The organism is Pseudomonas sp. P5_A12 (assembly GCF_056400685.1).
The window spans coordinates 1-609 of sequence record NZ_JBFUKU010000631.1 but is presented as its reverse complement, the minus strand read 5'-3'; the positions used below and the strand labels follow the sequence as shown (position 1 = coordinate 609).

Here is a 609-nt window from a genome sequence, read left to right as displayed (position 1 = left end):
AGGCTGCACTGAATAAGGAAAATTCAACATGACGTCATTGGAAAAAGAACTCAAATCGCCGCTGAGCAGCCAAGTGCTGGCATGCCCCGCACAGGGTCGATGGAGCAGCTTTCAGCTAGTCGACGAGTTCGGCTCTGGCGAACCCTRTGCCGGGTTGGCCTACGTCGTAACCGACTCGGAAGGGCAAGAATACAACGGTGTGTTGGATATAACGGGCACAGGCAAAGTAGATAACCACTTTGCCGGCCCTATCTCGCTTCTCCTTGACCAAAAATATCAAGGGAAAGAAATGGTTTATGTGCGTGCGATCGAAAGACCCCATTACCCCTTAGAAATCACCGAACTCCAAGTACGCGCCGAGCAAACCCGCTACCTGAACCAAAACTCCACCCGCACCAAAGAAAACCCCGCACAAGCCTGCGCGGATGAGTATTTTCAGGTGGAAGTGCGCCATCTGGTCAAGCATGTCTCGCACCTGCCTCCTGAGGTCTATCGCCATTACCCACACGGTACGGGGCGGGCGAAGCTCATGGGTAAACATGGCGCGCTTGGCATTGCCCTGTTGCCGTTGGTAAACATGGCGCGCTTGGCATTGCCCTGTTGCCGTTG

At 54.3% G+C, this 609-nt stretch carries 1 pseudogene; it reads left to right on the top strand.

Annotated features, from left to right (window positions below):
- Positions 1–28: 28 nt before the first annotated feature.
- A pseudogene (locus tag AC1DSG_RS31595) lies at positions 29–609 on the top strand (lipase family protein); the annotation flags it as partial.